This is a genomic window from Nostoc sp., from assembly GCF_036917135.1.
In the GTDB taxonomy this organism is placed as follows: Bacteria; Cyanobacteriota; Cyanobacteriia; order Cyanobacteriales; family Nostocaceae; genus Nostoc.
Window position 1 is genome coordinate 152,508 of sequence record NZ_JBALEA010000076.1, and the last position, 15,273, is coordinate 167,780.

General features: G+C 41.0%; 13 protein-coding genes. 3 read left to right on the forward strand and 10 right to left on the reverse strand.

Translation table 11 applies throughout. The annotated features are described in order from the left end of the window. Positions 1–282: 282 nt before the first annotated feature. The 10 genes from V7K50_RS24180 to V7K50_RS24225 form a co-directional block, all read right to left on the reverse strand. Positions 283–1,572, reverse strand: a complete 1,290-nt coding sequence (locus V7K50_RS24180; RefSeq protein WP_334964494.1) for a cation:proton antiporter domain-containing protein — start codon at positions 1,570–1,572, stop codon at positions 283–285. Between the two features lie 695 nt (positions 1,573–2,267). Further along, the gene (locus V7K50_RS24185; RefSeq protein WP_334964496.1) at positions 2,268–2,702 is read right to left on the reverse strand and encodes a hypothetical protein; all 435 of its coding nucleotides are present in this window, start codon (positions 2,700–2,702) and stop codon (positions 2,268–2,270) included. Between the two features lie 332 nt (positions 2,703–3,034). Then, positions 3,035–3,802, reverse strand: a complete 768-nt coding sequence (locus tag V7K50_RS24190; protein ID WP_334964498.1) for a GDSL-type esterase/lipase family protein — start codon at positions 3,800–3,802, stop codon at positions 3,035–3,037. A gap of 22 nt (positions 3,803–3,824) precedes the next feature. Next, positions 3,825–4,055 (reverse strand): hypothetical protein, encoded by a 231-nt coding sequence (locus V7K50_RS24195; RefSeq protein ID WP_334964500.1) that lies wholly within the window; start codon positions 4,053–4,055, stop codon positions 3,825–3,827. A gap of 6 nt (positions 4,056–4,061) precedes the next feature. Continuing rightward, positions 4,062–4,808 carry a creatininase family protein gene (locus V7K50_RS24200; RefSeq protein ID WP_334964502.1) on the reverse strand — a complete coding sequence of 249 codons (747 nt, stop codon included), beginning with the start codon at positions 4,806–4,808 and terminating at the stop codon, positions 4,062–4,064. A 379-nt stretch (positions 4,809–5,187) separates the two neighbouring features. After that, positions 5,188–5,460 (reverse strand): cupin domain-containing protein, encoded by a 273-nt coding sequence (locus V7K50_RS24205; protein WP_334964504.1) that lies wholly within the window; start codon positions 5,458–5,460, stop codon positions 5,188–5,190. A 22-nt stretch (positions 5,461–5,482) separates the two neighbouring features. Further along, complete coding sequence (locus tag V7K50_RS24210) at positions 5,483–5,842, reverse strand: Mo-dependent nitrogenase C-terminal domain-containing protein (RefSeq protein WP_334964506.1); 360 nt, start codon at positions 5,840–5,842, stop codon at positions 5,483–5,485. A 545-nt stretch (positions 5,843–6,387) separates the two neighbouring features. Continuing rightward, positions 6,388–7,827, reverse strand: a complete 1,440-nt coding sequence (locus tag V7K50_RS24215; RefSeq protein WP_334964508.1) for a protein kinase domain-containing protein — start codon at positions 7,825–7,827, stop codon at positions 6,388–6,390. 338 nt (positions 7,828–8,165) lie between these two features. Beyond that, positions 8,166–8,714 (reverse strand): GIY-YIG nuclease family protein, encoded by a 549-nt coding sequence (locus V7K50_RS24220; RefSeq protein ID WP_334964510.1) that lies wholly within the window; start codon positions 8,712–8,714, stop codon positions 8,166–8,168. Positions 8,715–8,786: 72 nt separating this feature from the next. Next, the gene (locus tag V7K50_RS24225) at positions 8,787–9,116 is read right to left on the reverse strand and encodes a hypothetical protein (RefSeq protein ID WP_334964512.1); all 330 of its coding nucleotides are present in this window, start codon (positions 9,114–9,116) and stop codon (positions 8,787–8,789) included. A 445-nt stretch (positions 9,117–9,561) separates the two neighbouring features. Between V7K50_RS24225 and V7K50_RS24230 the strand changes: the two genes are divergently transcribed. The 3 genes from V7K50_RS24230 to V7K50_RS24240 all read left to right on the forward strand — a co-directional run bounded on the left by V7K50_RS24230 (position 9,562) and on the right by V7K50_RS24240 (position 15,260). Further along, positions 9,562–12,537: a molecular chaperone gene (locus tag V7K50_RS24230; protein ID WP_334964514.1), complete on the forward strand. Its 2,976-nt coding sequence runs from the start codon at positions 9,562–9,564 to the stop codon at positions 12,535–12,537. Between the two features lie 205 nt (positions 12,538–12,742). Further along, complete coding sequence (locus V7K50_RS24235) at positions 12,743–13,834, forward strand: hypothetical protein (protein WP_334964516.1); 1,092 nt, start codon at positions 12,743–12,745, stop codon at positions 13,832–13,834. A 256-nt stretch (positions 13,835–14,090) separates the two neighbouring features. Then, positions 14,091–15,260 (forward strand): homocysteine biosynthesis protein, encoded by a 1,170-nt coding sequence (locus V7K50_RS24240; protein ID WP_334964518.1) that lies wholly within the window; start codon positions 14,091–14,093, stop codon positions 15,258–15,260. The last annotated feature ends 13 nt before the right edge of the window (positions 15,261–15,273 follow it).

Sequence of the window (15,273 nt, forward strand, 5' to 3'; positions counted from 1 at the left end):
AACGTTGTACTGCATCTGAATGGGAACCGCTATAGATCCAACCAAGAGTAATTTGTGCGTGATTTTCATGTGAATTATTGTTACGATGCAGTTGCAGCCGTAAAACATTAATTCTGATGATTTTAGGAGCTATATCTCCAAGAACCGAGAGGTTCAGATCCGCGACTTCTTGAAGAAGTCGCGAATCTTTATGTTCATAAATTATTTAGGATTGCTAGAGCCAGAGTCAAAACAGAGAATTTTGCCCCATTGCTAGGTAATTAATTTGATAATTAAATTGGCTTAAGCAGAAGATTTATCATAGTTTGTACCCTGCAAGAAAAAGGTAATCAGTGGCGATGCCATCAGGGTAGTAATGACTGCCATAATAACCATTATAGTGAATAAAGTTGGGGTAATTATACCTTGTTCCAGACCAATGTTGAGGATGATTAACTCCATCAAACCACGAGCATTCATCAAAGCGCCGATAGTTGCAGATTCACGCCAATTTTCCCCAGCCAATTTTGCAGCCAACATACAAGCAACCCCTTTACCAAGAATTGCGATCGCAATAATTAACAGCGTAATTCCCCATAAAATAGGCGTATTTACCAATCCGATTTGAGTGTTCAGTCCAGAGAAGACAAAAAACATCGGTAGCAAAAAAGAAGTAGTTAAAAACTCCGTATATTGGCGAATTTGTTGGGCAAATTCTCCGCGTGGTGTCACTGCTCCCAGTACAAAAGCACCAAATATTGCATAGATGCCGGTGGCATCGGTAAACCATGCACAAAACATCAAAATTATCAACATTAAAGTTAGGGTTTGTCTGTTCACACCTGCATCGCGTTTTGTCATGCGTGTGAACACTCTCAGTAGAGGTTGGGCGAGAAAAATTGCAAATAGCACATAGCAAATGCCACCACCAATTGCTAAGATAGCAATACTCAGAGAATTTTTGACGCTAGCAAGGACGATCGCCAGCAAACACCAAGCAACGCCATCATCTACCGATGCTGCACCTAAAGCCAAAGTACCGAAACGGGTTTGTGCAAGACCGCGTTCGTAAAGAATGCGAGCTAACATGGGAAAAGCTGTAATTGTCATCGACGCACCTAGATACAAGGCGGCAGACCAAGGCGTTACCTTTGGTTGAAAGAAATCGCCATTGTGATAAAACCAAAAAGATGCGATCGCTCCTAAGATAAAAGGAGTGAGAATTCCGGCAGCAGATAGCAAACTTGCACTTTTGATATGATGTTTTAAGAGTTTGGTGTTGAACTCCAAACCAATCAAAAACATATAAATCACCAACCCAATTTGGCTGATAGCATATAAAATCGACATCGAAGGGTTGGGAATCTTGAGTCCGACAGCAGTGATGATGGGAAGCTTTGGAAATAACCATTGCTGAAAATCCGGTGCAATCAAGCCCAAAAGTGATGGACCGAGCATTACACCTGCGATCATTTCGCAAACAACATCGGTTTGGCCAAGATAGCGGCGTCCTAAAATCGTAACGATGCGACAAGTAGCTAAAATAACTGTGAGTTGCAGAAATAACTGAATAACCAGATCAAAATTTGACATTGCACTTCCTTAATTTGCGTCTCTGCATTGCAGAATTTCCCCAGACTGCAAAACTTGTCCTGTTTTTCTCATCTATGACTACTACATCAGCACAAGTGCCAATTTTGCAAACATCAGATAGCTGTTTTTAATGTCAATACAACATATTGCATCCAAACTCAAACCGCCATATATACAAACCTCCAAACGATTATCATTATTATTTACCTACTTGGACAGCCAGGAAAAAGCGTCATTAGCGTAGCGCAGCCCAACCCAACCTAGGCATTGCTATGCGGAAAAACTTTTTGGTTTACTGTTGGTTCTTAATCTTGTTTGCGATTGAGATTAGTTTAGATGCGTTCGCCCTGATGCCTATATCTGTACTACCCTAAGTTACAGTTTAATTATCTAAAAATGGCTGTAATTTTTTGATTAAATTAGTTTTAAGTACTTGAGGTTTTATCGTAAATATAAAGGGTTTAAGAACCTGCAATCTACATATAGCAACCATTTCAGCCCTTCTCTACGAGAGGCTGCGCCAACGGCTTCGCTCAGGAACCATCGGGGTTTAAATCCCCCGTTAGCGACGGAGGAGCGTCAGTTGCCACAACACTCTTAACTTATCACTTGGCACTTCTCAACTCTTGGAGACGCACTCGCGTTCGTCTGAAATGTCTTTAATTTTGAATGCGTGAATTTTGAATTTTGAATTGTTAAAACCACTCCCCACCCCGGAAACGCCAACGGGGAAAAATAATTCGCATTAGGCTTTGGGAAGTAATAAAAACTGCTAGCCACACAATGCTATAGTGCAATAAAAAAGCTCCTGGCGACAGTTCTTCCTTAGGTAAAGGTATTGGTAAAAAGCCAAATAGTTTGATTCCACAGAAAACAAATACCAATTCCCATATCCCAGCTAAAAGTTGATAAACTGCCGGCCAATCTCTATCCCATCGGGATTTTTGCAGATAGTCATAAAGCACATCCCAGCCTAAGCCAAAGATGGCGATATAACTAAGTATCCAAAAATAAACTGAGTTAGCACTAGGGCCAATCCAACCCATTGCAAAAGGCAAAGAGACAAGTACACCTACAGTTGCAAGTAATAATAATCGAGTTTGCCAGCGACCAAATAAAGTTGGTGTCATCGGGGTGGGGAGTTAGGAGTTAGGAGTTAGGAGTTTGCAGTTATATTAAGTCTGGCTAATCACTTATCATTAAAATTTCTTTGCGTCCCCACGTCAGCCTAAGAGGATGTCTGAAAAGTTTTTTATATACACTTAACCCTTGGAGATCCCCCTAAATCCATGCCACTTGCTCTACTTGGGGAGATCCCAAGACCGCAGTGGCTCCCCTTAAAAAGGGGGACTTTGAGACTTTTATTTCTCCGTTTTTAAGGGGATCAACAAATATTTGATACTTCTCTGACATCCTCTAAATGATAAGTCTTTCACCAGACATGATACTATGATTTTTATTATTACGATGGTTTAAGGTGATAATCAAAATTAGAACGGTAAACGGCATTGGCAAAGTCCACTGTTTGCGTAGTGTCACGTAAAGAAGGTATAGCATCCCATTTGATTACATCTTCTAACAAAGCTTGATAACCTAGTGTATTGGGATGAAGACCATCTTCACTTAAGCGTTTAAGCCGCCAAGTTTCACCGCGTTCCATCCATTGCTCAAAAATGTCCAAATAGGGAATCTGCCGTTTGGTGCAAGCAATGCGAGTTGCTTCTTTGTAGCGATATTGGTCGGTATGATTATAGTAAAAACAATCTAGAAATGGCATCTTGGCTTCATCTACCGGTACCATGCCCACAAATAATACAGGACAGAGTTGCTGTGCTAAATCTAGCAAAGAAGCAATTTCCTTTTCAAACAATGTAAAATCTGTGTAACTTCGACCATCAAGACGCGCTAACCGCGCTGAGTCGTTCACCCCTACGGATAAAATAATCAAGTCGGGAACACGATTTCGCAGTTCACCTCGATGGCGAAATTCAACTTCTAGTCTTTGTGCTACTTGTTGCGTGCGATCGCCTCTGACCCCTAAATTATAAAGAATATGACCGGCGCTATCCGGCAACATCCACCATCGCCGTAGTTGCTCGATCCACCCTCCTTTTTCGGGATCACCGAATCCATAAATTAAGCTGTCCCCCAGTGCGACAATCTTCATAGGCTGAAAGTGATTTGGCGGTACAGACAGCTGCATTGAGGAAGAAGCTAGAAATGTGTGCATTTAACAACTATATTTTATATCTTTACAAGATTCTATACATTTCTATACCATAGATCACAATCTTTAGCTTAAACAGTAGAAGCCTCTCACCTACCCGATAGGGAGGTGATGAGACGGCACTACAAGTCGGGAAACCCGCCCAAATCGTACTCATATTTTCTTCCCCAATGCCCAATACTTCGACTTCGCGGTAGTTGAGCGTAGCGATGCACTGAGCGTAGCCGAAGTGTCGAAACTCAGTACAAGTCCCCAATCCCCTTCAATCAGCGTTCAAAAATTCCAAATATCCATTGCTAAGTTCTTTCACCGCCAAATCATAAAATTGCTTACCGTGTTCAGGCGTTGCTAAACCCGGATTTGATCCCATACGTCCATCTGGATAACGCACTCGAAAGTCAGCAGCGCTATAAATTTTATGTCCACTTGCAACTTCTGCTGAAAGGGGTGCTTGCTTAATCGCCTCTGGATAAACGTACTGGGTGAGGGCTACTTCACTTGGTGTTGCATGAGATCCTTCTTGATCCCCATATAATTCTTTAGCTAGCTTATATACAGAACCGCACATAAACCAGTTTGCCACTTGACATTGCACCTGTTGAGCATTATTAATGTGCAAATCTTCTAAATGAGCGTAAGTTTCTGAAAAAGCAGCTTTCAGGGTGGCGATGTTACCGCCGTGTCCGTTAATAAAGTAGAATTTGCTAAAACCAGCTTTGGCTAAAGAGGTTACATAATCTCGCACTACTTGAATTAAAGTGCTGGGGCGCAGACTGATTGAGCCAGGAAAAGCAGTATGATGCAGTGCCATCCCCACATTGATTGTCGGGCCAACGATCGCTTGAGTTACATCACCTACACCAGCTGCGATCGCTTCTGCACAAATGGCATCAGTGCCAATTAATCCCGTTGGCCCATGTTGTTCTGTGGAACCAATAGGGAAAATAATCCCCTTTGACTGCTGTAAATAAGCTTCGACTTCTTGCCAAGTACTTAAATGCAGTAACATTTTGATGCTTTTCCTCAATAAAATTGCGGTGGGACGAAACCTTTTTCTGCTAAACTCCCACTAATACGATTATGAACTCTCTGGATTTTTTGTGGTAGCGATCGCACAAGATCCCCGACTTCTTTAAGAAGTGGGGATCTATCTTCACTGCCATATTTGGTAAAAATGAGACTATCTATTTCTAGGAATATTACGCTATGGAGTCGCAACGAGTTTCGGTAGATATGGATATCAGCAATTTACCGATTCTGCCACTTTATCCTCCGAGACTCGCTGCGAACCTCCGCAGAATAGAAATTTAAATGAAGTTATGAGATGTTGTGAGATATTCGCCTTGTGGATCATCAAGTAGACAAAGGGGATCACTCTTATCTATTGACTAATCAAAGTAATAATGTTTTTTCACGTCCCTTGTAATTTCCCAGATGCAAGACATCCCAGCCGGGAAAATCACCAAATCGCCTTCACCCATTTGCACTGGCTGTCCACCATCAGGAGTAACAACTACGTCACCTTCCAAAAAGTAGCAAGTTTCTTGAGAATCATAAGTCCAAGGGAATTTGGAGACTTGCTTTTTCCAAATTTCCCATTTATAGACACCCAATTCATTGAGACGTTCTTCTGTGAGTTGATGCTCAATTTTAATTTCCATATAATGCCTTCTCTAGTTATCTTCAGCAGTAGGATTGAATATCCTCTCCACACTGATCTACTAGATAACACAAAGCGCGAAAACGCAAGTATACAAGTTCGTTATAAAGCGGATTCAGCTTGCACATTGGCGGAATGTGTCCTATTTTGCGACCAAAAAGCATGATATCACGCTCGAATGGACACTGAGCAGGAATCAGTTTAGCAATAAATTTGGCTAATTTCCGATTCTGAATCTCAATTTTGTCCAGCCATTGACGTAATGGTTGCAGTAAATCTAATTTAGGTTGAGGAAATTGCTTTTCACTACCTTTTTGATTGTTTTCTTCTAAAGGTTTAATAAAAGCAGTCAGAAAAATACGCCGATTATTTGTTTTAAGCATAGTGATAGGCAAGGTTTTCCTTGTGTAGATGAACTATTTGCCGATTGGGAATATTACCATGTAATCTGTCTAGTCAATTTGCATTCCGCTTGTAAGTTAACAAGCAAAGTAAGCAGAATGCCAATAATTTACATCCATCTTTGAGGAGAAATTGTTTAACTAATTGTTATTTAAACCCACCAAATCCTGAAGAACTGTCCCGTTAAATACAAAATAACAAAGAAAATATAAAAATGGCATTCCTTTAACTTATGGATTACTAATATTGAAGATAGAAATCTTATATATACTAAATATAAATGCCTGGTCTTGAAACTGCCTGATGTAGTTTATGGCACACAAAGACCGTTCTGTTCTAACCCCAGTTACATTTCGCTAGGATTAGCCCTTAATATATCTCGATTTTAGGGTATTGAATATACATAGATTTGTCTGATATACTACATAAGTTAACCTAGATATTATCTAAATAAGTAGCAATAATTACGACTTAGGCAAGGGCATTGGTTATTCTCCTCAGTCGCCACTCCCCGATTATGAAAAACTTATTTCTTAAAATATCTCAAGCCGTTACGGTCTTGATATTTGTTGATATACTCTACATTCTGTTGCTCTAATTTTGACAGCAATTTAGGTGGAAATGTGTCTGGTGAATATATAGAACTATACCAAGATTGGTTATTAAAGTAATTTTGTAATTCAGCAGTGTCAAAACGGCGACCGTGAACAGCAAAAATCGAATTTCGCATAATATCTAGTTCCAAACCGTTTTTACCATCCAAATCTGCATCAGTTACAAGTCTTTGAGAAAGCCAGAAGTAATTGTTGACAGCCGTGGGATCAACTGGCGGTACTGATGTTGAGGAAGGTGCAGATTGAGTAGTTGGTGTAAATTTCGGACTTTCTATCACCGGGCTGGTGACAGTTGATGGTGTTTCTGAAGCTAATACCGTTATGGGTTGAGAAGATTTTGTTAACAGTTGGCTAATAATCACAGATGCACCGATAAGCCCACCTGCAATCAAACTGCCGATCAGGATATTATTCTGACTATTACTACTTTGAGGGCTAGGCTGTAGTTTAACAGGTACTGTCTGAGGTGGCGGTGCAGAGACTATAGTTGGTTGAGTCAAGAGGGGTTGCGTCGGTGGAATTGGATTTGCTATGCTCTGCAAGGTATCCAGCATTGCTCTAGCTGTGGGGTAGCGATCGCGCGGATGATAAGCGATCGCCTGATCAATTACTCTTGCCATAATTGGACTAATATGACTGGCATACTGTCGCCAGACAATTTCACCCGTCTGGGAATCGGTTTCTAGTTGTTGCGCCTGTTTACCAGTCAGCAAATAAATTACCGTCATTCCTAAACTGTATAAATCACTAGAAAAAACTGGTCTACCTGCGGCTTGTTCACTCGGCATATAGCCAGGTGTACCAATCACAATGGAACTAGTAGGATTGCCTTGAGAATTTACTACTGTTCCCATTGACTCCCGTACAGCGCCAAAATCAATCAGCACTGGTTTACCGTCCCGATGACGCACAATGATGTTATCGGGTTTAATATCGCGGTGAACGATATGCTTAGAGTGAACGTAATCCAGGACAGGTAATAAATTCATGAATAATTCCTGGACAGCGCCTTCACTAAATAGCCCCTGCTTCTGGACTTTTCCAGTTAAGGTATCACCTTCAACCCATTCTTGAACTAAGTAAAATTGCCCGCCTGAGGAGAAGTAAGCATACAATGCCGGAATTTGGTCATTTGCGCCACCAAGTTCTTCTAAAATCGCTGCTTCCCGTTGAAACCTCTCTTGCACTAACTGGTAAATTTGGGGATTGTTATGAATCGGTCTTAGCTGTTTAACCACACAAGGCCGCTTTGAGGGCATATAGGTATCTTCAGCTAAATAGGTTTCACCAAACCCACCAGCGCCCAGTGTGCGGATAACTTGATAGCGATCGTTCAGCAGCTGTATTGTCATAGGAGATTACAAGCGATATTCATTTTAAGAGGTTGTTTGAAAAGTAGTTATACCAATTCTGTATGAAGATGCGCTAAACCATATTTAAGTACAAGAAAGAAAAACGAACCGCAAAGTCCGCAAAGGACACAAAGAAAGAAAGAAAGAAAGAAAGAAAGAAAGAAAGAAGTTAAAAGGGTTTGGCGCAGCCTCACAAAGAAATGGTATTAGCTGTGATTTTAGGCACTTGTTGATCCCCCCTAACCCACGCCAGTCGCTCGACTTGGGATCTCCAAGGGTTAGGCGTATACAAAAAACTTTTCAAACAACCTCTAAGATAGCTTTCTCCAAAACTACCTTCATTTCAAATCTAGTAAACCTTCTTCTTTCAATTTAGGATTAAAGCGAATTTGCATTTGCAAACCACGCACTTCTAGTAATTGCGTTGAAATTTCTGCTTCTACTCTCCGCGCCACGTTTTTAAGAACTTTTATTTGTGCTAATTCATCATTAGCTGGATTTTGATATTTTGCCTGTTCTTCAGGTGTCATTACTACTTTGACATCAATAGGATGAGTCCATTTTTCCTTGCTATCCCCATTTCCCCAGGGCACACTGCCATTTTCAGCAATCCAAGCATTTTCAATATTTTCTAAAACTGTGCGACTAGGGCGTTCAATAGTTTGAACTTTTACCCAATAGCATTGCTGTGGCTGACGGACTAAATGCTGCTTGAGGCTGAGATAAACATCACGGGAGTATCCTACAAATTGCAGCACTTTTTCTTGGTCAAATATAGCATATACTCCGATTTTACCCTGAAATTGTTCGGGTAGTTGACCGCGATCGTCAATATAAGGAATGTATTCCAGAGTTGCTAAAGAAGAAAGATTCGTTTCAAGAGCCATACATCAAATATCAAACTTGCTGTTTGCGTTCAGACTTGAGAATTGCTAATTAGAGAAAAATTATCTTAAAAATTACCCATTACCCAATTTTTGGTAAATTGCACAAAGGCGACTGGGTTTAAAAATCTTAGCACTAAACATGAAATTTGGTGGTACGTTGATGATGGCATATTCATCAGATTCATGATACTTTTCAAATTCTGCTGGCATTCCTTTAGTGGTAGTTAAGCTGTAAGGAACTGGCTGGAAAAGTAATTCTGTAAATTTAAGTTGCTCACACCCCAACTGTTGACAAATTTGGTTTAGGAAAGCTTCACCAGTCAATAAATTGAATAGAGTTTCTTGAGCTTGTGTTTCAAGAGTGAAACTACCATCAAAGTTCTGAACGATTTTAAGAGGCATTTTCTGTATTAATAGCTAGTTATTAACGACTAAATGATGATGGAGAGTAAGCAATATTTTACACATAATTATCGAGAGTGTTGGGCAAGCAAAAAAGCCTATCTTTTTCAGCAGACGAGCTTTGTAAAAGATTACGGCTTTAAAATCAGCCTATTGGATTGTAAGACTTCTTTGAGTTACCAGAGGAAGCTGGCATAGTTAAGAATCGTGAAGTCTAGCAAATTTTCAGGGATAGCTTATTTCACCTTAAGGCTATGCGTGATGCCTTTGGGATTGTGGCGATCATTTATCGACGGTCAGATGTGGGGCTTCTTTTTGTTTCAGCTAAATTTGAGATTTTAGATTAAAAGTCTTTATTACAAGGATTATCTAAATTTGTCATGTTATGGTATAATACCACAGTTTTTAGCTAGCTATAAAACAAATAACAGAAAGTGATACTATAATGAACCCTTTCAAATTGAACAAATATAGTGATCAAGAACCAAGTGAGAAACAACAAAAAAGATTTCCGGGATGGTTTGCTTTAGATTTTGGTACATCCAATTCGACAGTCACACTTTTCGATCCAATTGAAGTACCGATCGCAGAAATTTTACCAAAAGAACAAGAAATGCGGTTGCGCGATCGCTTATCACAATGGCTAAGTTCTCCCGCCTCAGTCGCTTTACCAGATGTCAGCGCTGACGATTGGGCAAAGTTTATCACAGAAATTAGCAAAAATCTGGAGATAGAACCAGAAAACTTGAGTGAAGTTTTTGAAAGTGATAATAAAGAGCGATTTTTGGAAGCAATTCGCCAAATTGAACTTTCTTTAGGAAACAGCGAGAGGTTCCGCCGTGCTGTCAGCAAAAAACTTTACCAAATTTATCATGAGGTGTTCCGCGTTCCTACCCTAGAGTCGCAAAATCTGATCCCAGTTGTGCTGGATATCGATCGCCGCGATACGGAAATTCCCAGCGAGTCGGAAATTTCGCACTTAGGAAACTTACAACTACGCATGGGTAGGGAAGCTAGAGATAACCGGAAAAAAGCGATCGCTCAAGGTACAAGCGGTTCTTTAAAGGAAATTATCAGCAGATTTCACCATTCACCCAAACGCTATTTTGGTCAGGAGCGATCGTTTTCAGTTATTTTGGATGGTGAAGAAGAGACAATTACCGCCAACCAACTAATCCAATCAGCTTGGGCGCATTTAATCGAGTTAACTGAAGATTATCGCCAACGCGCCCGACGCAGGTTTTCGGAAGGAGATTTTTTGACAGCAGTTGTCACCTACCCCACTGTCGCCCCACCAGTTGTTCGTAAGGAAATTAGGGAATTAGTTGAGCAGTTGGGAATCGACGATGTGCAAACTGCTTATGATGAAGCCGTTTCTGTGGCAATATTCTTTTTATGGCGAGAATTTGGTGGTAATCTCAACATTGGTATTGAGTCATTTAAAACCCGTTGTCATCAAGCAGGAAATAAATGGTCACAAAATGTTCTCGTCTTGGATATTGGCGGCGGAACTACAGACTTAGCTTTAATTGAACTGACTTTAGAAGATAAAACCCCAGCTTTTGCTGATTATGAAGACCGAGGTTTAGGAGGACGTTACTATAAACTTACCCCCAAACTATTAGGATCATCTGGTCATTTACAGCTAGGTGGTGAGTTAATTACACTGCGAATTTTTAGATTATTAAAAGTTGCGATCGCAGACTTTTTATTGGCGGCAGTAACAACAGGTGATCTAGAAAACGAAAAGCTAGAAGATTTAATTAGCTCTGAGTTAAACGAGCGCTTCTTAGAACAAGGCAAATTCAAAAATGGCAGTCTTTTAAAATGTCTGGATAGAGAGAATCCCGAAGGCGATATTGCTTACAAAGATGCCCTAGATACTGCCGAGAAAGTATTACCCACCCGTTGGCAACAAGCACCCCAACGTTTGCAATCCTTTTATCTTCTCTGGGATCATGCAGAAGCAGCTAAACTTAAACTTGGGCAAAAGCCAGCAGTAGAGAATTCTCTATCAACCTTTACACTTTCTGAACAGCAAATTTCCGAATTGCTCACCCAAAACGCCGTTAAATTGCAAGTCAAAGATCCAAATAACATCTGCATCACCCTAGACAACCAGCAATTTGAACGAGCCGCCGCTTCAGGAATTAAAGAAGCGATCGGAATTGCCAAAGGATTAATGGAAAGTCGTCTGCGTCCCGATGATATCACCAAAGATTCTTGGAATTCCCAAAAAGTTGATTGGTTAATCTTGTCTGGTAAAACTTGCAATTTAGACATAGTGCAGCGCCAAATCTACCAAGAATTTAGTAAGTCTCCATATTTTGTCTGGAATCCAGAACGGATTACCTTTGTGTTGGAATTTACTAAATTAGCCACCTCAGCCGGTGCTTGCTATGCCGAAAAACTGCGAAGATTAAGATTCGATCCAGAAGAGTCTAAAAGCTTGCTGCGTAAGGGAGCCAACCAGCTAGAAATTGATGTCAAAAACCTATTTTATTATTTGCCCTGCAACTTCAAACGCAAAACCCAAAGCAACGATTTGTTGACTATATTCAAAGCCGGACAAGAACTCTATCAACTCGCGCCTTGGGAAACTGTCGCCAAAGTTCGTACTGCGTGGCAAGGCATACAATTAACTAACATTATCTACCGTCAAGATTACGAAGAGGGAGATTTACGACTATGGGGAAGCTTTGACGGCAAAAACCTGATGAATCAACTGGAAATGCCAGAAGCAGAGTTTCTGAAAAAAATCAAAGTCCAGTTTGAAATTGACCAAACCCTCGAATATAACGTATTGCTTTGTCAGGGAAATCCCCATTATTTGATTGACATTCCTGGCATTGATTTAGAATCAGTAGTTTCAGAAACATCAGCACTATTTTCTGATGGTAAATTGAACTGGAATATTGCTATAGAATGCTTCAATAAAGACTTAAATGATGGTGATATTGCCGTCAACGTTATCGAGTCAGCAACCGTTAATCAACCAGATGCCTATCATCTTGTATTTGAAGTAGGAAATGATGGTAGTAGAACGATTCAAAAATTCCACTATTTGCGCGATGGGGTGACACAACCAGGAATTGGGTTAATTAGTAATCCCTTACCTCCCTTCCCGCAAAGTGGCCAGCACACTTTCTATGTTTATCAAACAGATGCCGAAACCAACAGCAAAAAATGGATCAGAATTGGCGCACTTAGTAAACCAGATGTGACTACAGATTACCCTTGCCAATATCGTGTTACTGTTGACGATCAAGGAATTTTGCGGATGCACGCTGGGGAAGTGCCTTACTGGACATCACAAAATCAAGAATGCCTAAAGGAAGAAGGATGTGTTTATCTTGCTGAATTAGAGTTGCAACCTAATGAAGTTGATAAAGAACGCGATCCCTTTTGCGGTATACATTAACTCTTGGATTAAACCTCTGCGTTGAAAAATTAATATTTTTAAATGCATAGGTGCTTCTCTACGAGACGCTACGCGTAGCTTGCTTCCACGTTCGCGTAGCGTCCCGCAGGGAAGTAGTACGCCTTCGCGCAGGGTAGGGGCGCAGAGTTTTGCCAAATTTAATTCGCTATGAATCACATATAGGTAATATTTGGAGGTGATATTCATGCAGCACTTGCATCAGCTATTAGAAATAGAAAACTCAGAGTTAGCCCGGTTACTGCGGTTTAGTCTGTATGGATTGGAGTCTACTCTAAATCAGGCTCGCGCAGAATTTCCACTAGATCCAGGAGCCAAGCTATGTGATGATGTGCTGCAAGAACTTCATCGGCTGTTGCAACCTGAACCCCCACAGCAAAATGCTGGTTGGGAAGATGCGCCAGATGAATTAAAACTAAGTCATCTCCGAGAAGCTTTCGATTCTGATTCAGAACTTAGTTATTATCTGGGGAATTCCCAACTGCAAAGCCAAACAGACTCAGATTTGTGGAATGAGATTCAACGTAAACTGCTGCGAGTTCCAGAGGATTTAGCTGCATCTTGGCAACAGCGTACCTTGGATTTGGCTCAAGAAGTTGGTGCGATCGCAGATAATTCTAATCTCTATCAACTTCCCTTTATCCGCGATGAAATTATCTATCCCGGTCTTAGTGGTACTGTTAAAACTCAGGGATTGACCTTGTATCAACAAGCACTTTCAAGTTCTCAAGTTCCCGAAGGTAATGCATCCGATTTACCAGCTGCATTCCTATTTTTATATATGAATTTTATCGAAATAGACCCAGATTTACATCATGCTTTAAAGAGCGTTTTTAGCTTCGATGTTATCTCTTTACACTCTAAACCAGAACAGCGCGATCAATATATTGAGGCTTTAAGCGATCGCTTCCAACGCACCCAAAAAGCAGAGAAAAATACTGATCCTCTATCAATTCTACGTGCCTGGATTGACATGGATGAAGCAATACATTCACTTGTATTCGTACCACCGGCTGAACGCTATTCTTGGTGGGGGAAGCTACAACACGAATCACGACGTATTCTGAAGAAAGTGATCGATCAAGCGAATAATGCAGGTAATGAAGTCAGAATTCGCCAATTATCGGGACTTTATGCAGATATCTGTGCTTTATCTAAAGATGACTTACAACTAGACTGTGGTGGTATTCCTGGCGAAGTATTAACTTGTCTTCGGGTATATGCGCGAATTAATCAAGAAGAATCTCCAGGTCGTGTAATATTTCGCTCATCACGGTAGTTGCTGGCAAGTTTTCTAATTCTTGACTTTTTTTTGATTTATGCAAGAAGTCTAATAGAACACGTGTTAGGGGTGCAGCAATGTTACCTACTGTGGTTCAAATACATGAAAAATGCTGTAAGCCTTCCCACAGACAATGGTGACAACTATTTTGAGATTGAATTATACAAGAGTCTCCATGAGGTACGCTCACAAGAAGTAATGAAAATTTCTTTTCCCTACTCCCCATTCACTAGGAAGCGCTAACACTGATAAGATGCGAACAATTGCAGAAATTAACGAGAAAATCAGCCGCCAACGTGCGGTAGTGTTGACAACTGAAGAATTAAAAGCACGAGTTCTAGAAATCGGTGTTACTAAAGCTGCCAAAGAAGTTGATGTAATTACCACTGGCACCTTTGAGCCGATGGAATCAAGTGGTGCAATTATCAATCTGGGACACACTGATCCCCCGATAAAAATTCGCCGTTGCTGGTTAGATGGCGTACCAGCATACTCTGGTTTTGGGGCAGTAGATTTATATTTAGGTGCGAGTTCTGCTGTGGAGACGACGGATGGTGAAGAAGTCCGAGAACGTGGTGGTGGTCATGTCATCGAAGATTTGATTGCTGGTAAACCCATACACGTAAAAGCGCAAGGACAAGTAACAGATTGTTACCCCAGAGCCACTTTTGAAACTACAATTACCAGTGAAACAATTAATCAGTTTTATTTATTCAATCCGCGCAATCTTTATCAAAATTTTATTGTTGGTGTCAATGGTGGCGATCGCCCCCTTTTCACCTATCTCGGTCCCTTACAACCGCGTTTGGGGAATGCCGTTTACTCTAACCCCGGTGCTATTTCCCCTTTATTCAACGATCCCGATTTGCAACTCGTTGGTATAGGTACTCGAATTTTTTTAGGCGGTGGTGTTGGTTATGTCGCCTGGGAAGGCACTCAGCACTTCCCTTTACAAAAGCGTTTAGCTAATCGGACACCGATTGGGCCTTCTGCCACTTTAGCTTTAATTGGTGATGCCAAACAAATGGATGCTCATTGGGTGCGAGGGTGTTACTTCAAAAGTTATGGTCCCTCATTGATGTTGGGCGTTGGTGTACCACTACCGGTATTAAATGAACAAGTCGTTGAACACTGTGCGGTGCAAGATCAAGACTTGGTAGCCCCAATAGTGGATTTTTCCATTCCCCGGCGCGTCCGTCCCACCTTTGGCTTAGTGAGTTACGCCCAACTCAAATCTGGGCGGATCACCATCGAGGGCAAAGCAGTACGCTCTGCCCCCTTAGCGAGTTTGTTTTTTTCTAGGCAAGTCGCCCTAGAACTGAAAAAGTGGATCGAAGCAGGTACGTTTACTCTTACAGAACCAGTTTCTCCAATTCCGATGGACCGATCTTTTCTACCCCAAGATCGTCGGACAGATTTTTAATCTTGGGGACTGG

What these genes read in the sequence shown, in the direction of transcription:
- V7K50_RS24180 (WP_334964494.1), bottom strand. Translation starts at nt 1,572, where the DNA reads ATGTCAAATTTTGATCTGGTTATTCAGTTATTTCTGCAACTCACAGTT.
- V7K50_RS24185 (WP_334964496.1), bottom strand. Translation starts at nt 2,702, where the DNA reads ATGACACCAACTTTATTTGGTCGCTGGCAAACTCGATTATTATTACTT.
- V7K50_RS24190 (WP_334964498.1), bottom strand. Translation starts at nt 3,802, where the DNA reads ATGCACACATTTCTAGCTTCTTCCTCAATGCAGCTGTCTGTACCGCCA.
- V7K50_RS24200 (WP_334964502.1), bottom strand. Translation starts at nt 4,808, where the DNA reads ATGTTACTGCATTTAAGTACTTGGCAAGAAGTCGAAGCTTATTTACAG.
- V7K50_RS24205 (WP_334964504.1), bottom strand. Translation starts at nt 5,460, where the DNA reads ATGGAAATTAAAATTGAGCATCAACTCACAGAAGAACGTCTCAATGAA.
- V7K50_RS24210 (WP_334964506.1), bottom strand. Translation starts at nt 5,842, where the DNA reads ATGCTTAAAACAAATAATCGGCGTATTTTTCTGACTGCTTTTATTAAA.
- V7K50_RS24215 (WP_334964508.1), bottom strand. Translation starts at nt 7,827, where the DNA reads ATGACAATACAGCTGCTGAACGATCGCTATCAAGTTATCCGCACACTG.
- V7K50_RS24220 (WP_334964510.1), bottom strand. Translation starts at nt 8,714, where the DNA reads ATGGCTCTTGAAACGAATCTTTCTTCTTTAGCAACTCTGGAATACATT.
- V7K50_RS24225 (WP_334964512.1), bottom strand. Translation starts at nt 9,116, where the DNA reads ATGCCTCTTAAAATCGTTCAGAACTTTGATGGTAGTTTCACTCTTGAA.
- V7K50_RS24230 (WP_334964514.1), top strand. Translation starts at nt 9,562, where the DNA reads ATGAACCCTTTCAAATTGAACAAATATAGTGATCAAGAACCAAGTGAG.
- V7K50_RS24235 (WP_334964516.1), top strand. Translation starts at nt 12,743, where the DNA reads ATGCAGCACTTGCATCAGCTATTAGAAATAGAAAACTCAGAGTTAGCC.
- V7K50_RS24240 (WP_334964518.1), top strand. Translation starts at nt 14,091, where the DNA reads ATGCGAACAATTGCAGAAATTAACGAGAAAATCAGCCGCCAACGTGCG.